Below are 6,229 nucleotides of genomic sequence, written 5' to 3' on the forward strand. Positions count from 1 at the left end.
GAGCACCCGTATGCCCTCGTCCACGCCCGATCCCAAGGCCAACCCCCAGCCCGGCCCTCGGCCCAGGCCCAAGGCCGGCCCCAAGCCGAAGTCCGCAGCGAAGCCCCTGCTGATCTCCGCGGGGGTCGCCCTCGCCGCGGTCACCCTGGGCCTCGTCTCCTGGCAGGCCACCGCCCCCGCCGACAGGGACTCGGGATCCGCCGGCTCCGCACCGGCCGCCGCACCCCGGACCGACACCTCCGCCGCGCTCCGGGCCCTGGCCCGCCGGGAGCCCGGCGACAAGCTCGCCCTCGGCCGCGCGGACGCGCCTGTCGTGCTCATCGAGTACTCCGACTTCAAGTGCGGCTACTGCGCCAAGTTCGCCCGGGACACCGAGCCCGAGCTGGTGAAGAAGTACGTCGACAACGGCACCCTGCGCATCGAGTGGCGCAACTTCCCGATCTTCGGCGCCGAATCGGAGGCTGCCGCCAAGGCGGCCTGGGCAGCCGGGCAGCAGGACCGGTTCGCGGCCTTCCACGCGGCCGCCTACGCCGACGGCTCCAAGGAGAAGGGCTTCGCCGAGCCGCGGCTCCTGGAGCTGGCCCGCGAGGCCGGGGTCCCCGACCTGGAGCGCTTCAAGGCCGACATGGCCGGCGAGCAGGCCGCGGCAGCGCTGAAGAAGGACCAGGAGGAGGGCTACCGCATCGGCGTCACCTCCACCCCCTCCTTCCTGGTGAACGGCAGGCCGATCGCCGGAGCCCAACCGCTCGCCGCCTTCACCGCCGCCGTCGCGCAGGCCGAGGCGGCGGCGGAGCGGTGACCGACATCGGATACCTGGCCGCCCTGCTGGGCGGCCTCCTCGCGCTGCTCAGCCCGTGCAGCGCACTGCTCCTGCCGGCCTTCTTCGCGTACTCGATCGACTCCGCCTCACGCCTGCTGGCGCGCACCGGCATCTTCTACGCGGGCCTCGCGAGCACCCTCGTGCCGCTGGGGGCGGCCGGCTCGTACACCGGGCGGTTCTTCCACGGCAACCGCGACCAGCTGGTCCTCGCCGGCGGCTGGCTGATCATCGCCCTCGGAGCGGCGCAGATCCTGGGCCTGGGCTTCGCCTCGAAGCGGATCTCGGAGCTTTCCGGGCGGATCCGGCCGACCACCGCCCTGTCCGTGTACGCGCTCGGCGCGGTCTACGGGCTGGCCGGTTTCTGCGCCGGTCCGATCCTGGGCAGCGTCCTGACGGTCGCTGCGGTCAGCGGCAGCCCGGTCTACGGCGGCCTGCTGCTCGCGGTCTACGCGCTGGGGATGGCCGTGCCGCTCTTCGTGATGGCCCTGCTGTGGGAGCGGTTCGATCTGGGCCGGCGGCGCTGGCTGCGCGGCCGTGCCTTCCGCGTCGCGGGCCGGGAGCTGCACACCACCTCGCTGCTGTCCGGGCTGTTCTTCATCACCCTGGGCGTGCTGTTCCTCGTCTACGACGGGGCGAGCGCGCTGCCGGGGCTGCTGGACGTGGACGACTCGTTCGCGGTGGAGCAGCGGGTGCGGTCGCTGGCGGCCGCGGTCCCGGACCGGGCGCTGCTCGGGCTGGTCGCCCTGGGGGCGGCGGTCTTCGGCCTGGTGCGGTGGCGCCGCCGGGTCCGGACGGAGGAGGCTCGGGAGTAACCACAGAAGGCCCCGTCCGATGGACGGGGCCTTCCTGGTGGTGGCTGGGGCCGGGGTCGAACCGGCGACCTATCGCTTTTCAGGCGATCGCTCGTACCAACTGAGCTACCCAGCCACGAGACCGTTTCCGGCCTCAGCGATCCTGACGGGACTTGAACCCGCGACCTCCACCTTGACAGGGTGGCGAGCTAACCAACTGCTCCACAGGACCTTGCAGTGTGCGAGACAAAGTCTTGCACACGGTAATGCGTACCCCCAACGGGATTCGAACCCGTGCTACCGCCTTGAAAGGGCGGCGTCCTGGGCCACTAGACGATGAGGGCTAAAGGCCCGCCTGGGCGCTTTCCAGCGCGTCGGGGACGTGAGAAGCATATGGGATCCGGGGAGCTATCGCCAAAACGGTTTCCCCCGGAGGGACAATGGCCCGGTGCTGGAGATGACGCGCGAGGAGTTCGAGGAGCTTGTCGCAGAGGCCCTGGACCGGATCCCGCCGGAGCTGACGCGGCTTATGGACAACGTGGCGGTCTTCGTCGAGGACGAGCCGCCCGCCGACGATCCGGAGCTGCTGGGGCTCTACGAGGGGACCCCGCTGACGGACCGCGGCGAGTGGTACGCGGGGGTGCTCCCGGACCGGATCACCATCTACCGCAATCCCACGTTGCGGATGTGCGAGGACCGGGAGAGCGTGGTCGCGGAGACGGAGGTTACCGTGGTGCACGAGATCGCCCACCACTTCGGGATCGACGACGAGCGACTGCACGCGCTGGGGTACGGGTGAGCCGAGGGGGCTTCCGGCCCGGCCCCGGCGCCGAGGCGATCGACCCGGACGTCGACCTGCACGTGCCCGCGCAGCGGGCCGAGCCGCAGGGCCGGGTGCTCGCGGCGGTGGCCGCCGGCGGTGCGATCGGTGCCTCGGCCCGGTACGGGATCTCCCTGCTCTGGCCGGCCGCGCCGGGGGCGTTCCCGTGGGCGACCTTGTGGATCAACGCCTCCGGGTGCGCGCTGATCGGCGTACTCATGGTGCTGATCAGTGAGGGCGGGAGGGCGGCGCCGCATCCGCTGCTGCGGCCCTTCGCCGGGGTCGGCGTGCTCGGCGGCTTCACCACCTTCTCGACCTACGCGCTGGACTTCTCGCGGCTCCTGGACGAGGGGGAGGCGCGCTCCGCCCTGGCCTACGCGGGACTCACGGTGGTGGCCGCGCTGGGCGCGGTGTGGGCGGCGGCCTCGGCGACCCGGCTCGCCGTCCGGGCCCGGGGGGCGGGGCCGGGGACGCGGCCCGGGGCGGACCGGGTGGTCCGGTGAACTGGCTGTTCGTGGTGGCGGGCGCGGTCGTCGGTGCGCCGTTGCGCTATCTGACGGACCGTGCGGTGCAGCAGCGCCACGATTCCGTCTTCCCGTGGGGGACCTTCGTCGTGAACGCGGCCGCCTGCCTGGTGCTGGGGGTGCTGACCGGCGCGGCCCTGGCCGGAGCCGCCTCCTCGTGGGCGGTGCTGCTGCTGGGGCCCGGGCTGTGCGGGGCGCTCGGCACGTATTCGACGTTCTCGTACGAGACGCTGCGGCTGGCCGAGCGCGGGTGGGGCTTCCTGGCGGCGGCGAACGTCGCGTTGTCGGTGCTGGTCGGGCTGGGTGCGGTGCACCTCGGCTCGCAGGTGGCGCGACAACTGTTCGCCTGAGGGCGTGTCTCTTACGGGGGAAAGGGAGTTGGGCACATCGACCCGCTCCTGCGGGCCTCTCGTCCCCAGGCTCCGGAGGTGCCCCCGTGCGCCAGTTGTCCGCTTCCCTCCGACTGGCCGTCACCGCTCTCGCGGTCGCGGCGACGGCCGGCTGCATGAGTGTCGGCGAGGACGCGGCGAAGCCGGGGCCGTCCGCCGCGGCGGACCGGCGGGCCGGCTCCGAGGCGGGTGCGGGTGCCGCCTCCGGGCGGGGCTCCGGCATCCGGGGCAACGGGCACGGCGCGAAGGACGGTACGCAGGGCCAGGACGGCAGGCACAAGGAGGACGGCAAGGCCTCCGGCGCGACCGGGGCCTCCCCCAGCCCGGGTGCGCCGAGCGGGGCGCCGGGCGCGCCCGCGCCGTCGGCGGGGCCGGGCGGCGGCGCCGGCGGGCAGGGCCCCCAGGAGCCGTCGAAGGGCGGTTCCGGCGGTTCGGGTTCCGGTGGTGCGGGCGGTTCCGGCGGCCAGCAGTCGGCGAGCCCGACGCCGGAGCCGCCGATTCCGACGCCCCCTGTGACGGAACCCACTCCGCCCGCGTCCAGCCCGCAGCCGGAGCCCACCACCCAGCCGGCACCCCCGGTCTAGGGGGCGGAGGCGGTCGGCCGCGGCTCCAGGGGGATGTGGCCGCGGCTTCCCTGTGGGGTATTTGTGCAGGTCAGAGGTGTTTCTGTAGGACCGACTTGCCAGACCCCCGGGAGGGTGCGTATGGTTATAGATCGTTTGATCCCATTGCCCGGCGCCGAATCCGAAGAGCGCCGTGTGGCGCGTACTCTCCCTAGCCGTGGCTGACCGCATTGAGGCGGTCGATTTGCGATTCACGGAGTTTGGGCGCGTGCCGAGACTCCGGAAGGTTTCGCATTTCGCATGTCCATTTCCAGTTCTGACCGTTCCGTCATGCCCGAGAACGACTCCAACGAGTTCATCGACGCCGAGGCCCTCGTGGTCACCGAGGCGATCGAGGCCGCTGAGGCCGAGGGAATCATCGAGGCCCTCGAGGCGGATGTGAACGGCGAGTCCTTCGAGGACTCCACCGACGACTTCGACGCCGAGGCGGACGCCGACGCCGAGCCCACGATCACCTTCGCGGACCTCGGTCTGCCGGAGGGCGTCGTGCGCAAGCTCGCGCAGAACGGCGTCACCACCCCCTTCCCGATCCAGGCCGCGACCATCCCGGACGCCCTGGCCGGCAAGGACATCCTCGGCCGAGGCCGCACCGGCTCCGGCAAGACCCTCTCCTTCGGTCTGCCGACCCTGGCCTCGCTGGCCGGCGGCCACACCGAGAAGAAGAAGCCCCGCGCGATCATCCTCACGCCGACCCGTGAGCTCGCGATGCAGGTCGCGGACGCCCTCCAGCCCTACGGCGACGTCCTCGGCCTGAAGATGAAGGTCGTCTGCGGCGGCACCTCGATGAGCAACCAGATCTACGCCCTCGAGCGCGGTGTCGACGTCCTCGTCGCCACCCCGGGCCGTCTGCGCGACATCATCAACCGCGGCGCCTGCTCCCTCGAGAACGTCAAGATCGCCGTCCTCGACGAGGCCGACCAGATGGCCGACCTGGGCTTCCTGCCCGAGGTCACCGAGCTGCTCGACCAGATCCCCGGCGGCGGCCAGCGCATGCTCTTCTCCGCCACCATGGAGAACGAGATCGGCACCCTGGTCAAGCGCTACCTGTCCAACCCCGTCACGCACGAGGTCGACAGCGCCCAGGGCAACGTCACGACCATGACGCACCACGTGCTCGTCGTGAAGCCGAAGGACAAGGCGCCGGTCACGGCCGCCATCGCCGCCCGCAAGGGCCGCACCATCATCTTCGTCCGCACCCAGCTGGGCGCCGACCGCATCGCCGAGCAGCTCGTCGAGGCCGGCGTCAAGGCCGACGCACTGCACGGCGGCATGACGCAGGGCGCCCGTACCCGCGTCCTCGCGGACTTCAAGGACGGCTACGTCAACGCGCTCGTCGCCACCGACGTCGCCGCCCGAGGCATCCACGTCGACGGCATCGACCTGGTCCTGAACGTGGACCCGGCCGGTGACCACAAGGACTACCTGCACCGCTCGGGCCGCACCGCCCGTGCCGGCAAGTCCGGTGTCGTCGTCTCCCTCGCGCTGCCGCACCAGCGTCGCCAGATCTTCCGCCTGATGGAGGACGCGGGCGTCGACGCCTCGCGCCACATCGTCCAGGGCGCCGGCGCCTTCGAGCCGGAGGTCGCCGAGATCACCGGTGCGCGTTCGCTGACCGAGGTCCAGGCCGACTCCGCGAACAACGCCGCCAAGCAGGCCGAGCGCGAGGTCGCCGAGCTCACCAAGCAGCTCGAGCGCCTGACCCGCCGCGCCGGCGAGCTGCGCGAGGAGGCCGACCGCCTGGTCGCCCGTTCCGCGCGTGAGCGCGGCGAGGACCCGGAGGCTGCTGTCGCCGAGGTGGCCGAGGCCGCCGAGGCCGAGGTCGCGGCTGCCGCCGCTGCCGCTGCCGCCGAGATCGCCGCCCAGGAGCGCCGCGAGGAGAACCGCGCCCAGCGCGACGACCGCGGCAACTTCGAGCGCCGTGACAACCGCGGTGGCGACCGGGGCGACCGCGGCGGCTTCCGCCGTGACGACCGCGGTGACCGTGGTGGCGACCGTGGCGGCTTCCGTCGCGACGACCGTCCCTCCGGTGGTTTCCGTGGTGGCGACCGTCCGGCGGGTGGTTTCCGTCGTGATGACCGTCCGTCGGGTGGTTTCCGTCGTGACGACCGTCCGTCGGGTGGCTTCAACCGTGACGACCGCGGTGACCGTGGTGGCGACCGTGGCGGCTTCCGTCGTGACGACCGTCCGTCGGGTGGTTTCCGTCGTGACGACCGTCCGTCGGGTGGCTTCAACCGTGACGACCGCGGTGACCGTGGTGGCGAC

The 6,229-nt window shown here is 72.4% G+C and carries 7 protein-coding genes and 3 tRNA genes; 7 read left to right on the plus strand and 3 right to left on the minus strand.

Features of this window, described 5'->3' with window-relative positions; genetic code table 11:
- The first annotated feature begins 10 nt into the window (after positions 1-10).
- Entirely contained in the window at positions 11-799 is a 789-nt protein-coding gene (locus ACZ6JS_RS12845) for a DsbA family protein (RefSeq protein ID WP_469297633.1), read from the plus strand.
- Entirely contained in the window at positions 796-1,632 is an 837-nt protein-coding gene (locus ACZ6JS_RS12850) for a cytochrome c biogenesis CcdA family protein (RefSeq protein WP_469297634.1), read from the plus strand. The genes ACZ6JS_RS12845 and ACZ6JS_RS12850 overlap by 4 nt, the downstream gene beginning before the upstream one ends.
- A gap of 38 nt (positions 1,633-1,670) precedes the next feature.
- On the opposite strand, the gene ACZ6JS_RS12855 is transcribed toward ACZ6JS_RS12850, so the two are convergent.
- From ACZ6JS_RS12855 to ACZ6JS_RS12865, 3 genes are all read right to left on the minus strand, one after another.
- Positions 1,671-1,747 (minus strand) — tRNA-Phe (locus ACZ6JS_RS12855).
- A gap of 22 nt (positions 1,748-1,769) precedes the next feature.
- A tRNA-Asp gene (locus ACZ6JS_RS12860) sits at positions 1,770-1,843 on the minus strand.
- A gap of 39 nt (positions 1,844-1,882) precedes the next feature.
- A tRNA-Glu gene (locus ACZ6JS_RS12865) sits at positions 1,883-1,955 on the minus strand.
- A 104-nt stretch (positions 1,956-2,059) separates the two neighbouring features.
- Here ACZ6JS_RS12865 and ACZ6JS_RS12870 point away from each other — a divergent pair.
- The 5 genes from ACZ6JS_RS12870 to ACZ6JS_RS12890 all read left to right on the plus strand — a co-directional run.
- Positions 2,060-2,410, plus strand: coding sequence for a metallopeptidase family protein (locus ACZ6JS_RS12870; protein WP_030012899.1), 351 nt, complete (start codon positions 2,060-2,062; stop codon positions 2,408-2,410).
- Positions 2,407-2,934, plus strand: a complete 528-nt coding sequence (locus tag ACZ6JS_RS12875; protein ID WP_469297635.1) for a FluC/FEX family fluoride channel — start codon at positions 2,407-2,409, stop codon at positions 2,932-2,934. The genes ACZ6JS_RS12870 and ACZ6JS_RS12875 overlap by 4 nt, the downstream gene beginning before the upstream one ends.
- Positions 2,931-3,305, plus strand: coding sequence for a fluoride efflux transporter FluC (locus tag ACZ6JS_RS12880; protein ID WP_469297636.1), 375 nt, complete (start codon positions 2,931-2,933; stop codon positions 3,303-3,305). Before ACZ6JS_RS12875 ends, ACZ6JS_RS12880 begins: the two co-directional genes overlap by 4 nt.
- An 86-nt stretch (positions 3,306-3,391) precedes the next feature.
- Complete coding sequence (locus ACZ6JS_RS12885; protein WP_469297637.1) at positions 3,392-3,928, plus strand: hypothetical protein; 537 nt, start codon at positions 3,392-3,394, stop codon at positions 3,926-3,928.
- 279 nt (positions 3,929-4,207) lie between these two features.
- Positions 4,208-6,229 (plus strand): DEAD/DEAH box helicase (locus ACZ6JS_RS12890; RefSeq protein WP_469297638.1); only part of this gene is annotated, 2,022 nt, incomplete at its 3' end.

It is taken from the genome of Streptomyces sp. NPDC046349, from assembly GCF_055587885.1.

What these genes read in the sequence shown, in the direction of transcription:
- ACZ6JS_RS12845 (WP_469297633.1), top strand. Translation starts at nt 11, where the DNA reads ATGCCCTCGTCCACGCCCGATCCCAAGGCCAACCCCCAGCCCGGCCCT.